At 43.8% G+C, this 265-nt stretch carries 1 protein-coding gene; it reads left to right on the top strand.

Annotation, left to right across the window (positions count from 1 at the left end):
* On the top strand, positions 1 to 265 hold a 265-nt coding region (locus AC973_RS00550; protein ID WP_048725884.1), incomplete at both ends, for a LysM peptidoglycan-binding domain-containing protein.

The following is a 265-nucleotide window of genomic DNA, read 5'->3' as shown; positions in this document are numbered from 1 at the left end:
TATTTACACTGTAGCGCGTGCCTTAGGTATTTCATTAGCGGAAGCCCGTGCCTTAAACGGCGGTTCTGACTTAATTCACCCAGGTAAAGTATTTACAACTGGTGGATCTAGCCAAGCTTCATCTAGTCAAGCGACTTCAAGTTCAGCTACGTCAACTTCAAGTGCTTCAACTACCCAATCATCTGCGTCAACATCAGGTAACTCTTACACAGTTAAATCTGGTGACGGTATTTACACTGTAGCGCGTGCCTTAGGTATTTCATTA

Origin of the sequence: Carnobacterium sp. 1290_CSPC (genome assembly GCF_001053265.1) — a bacterium.
GTDB classification, from domain to species: Bacteria; Bacillota; Bacilli; order Lactobacillales; family Aerococcaceae; genus Aerococcus; species Aerococcus urinaeequi.
Note: the sequence above shows the minus strand (reverse complement) of the source record. Positions and strands in the feature narration are given on the sequence as shown.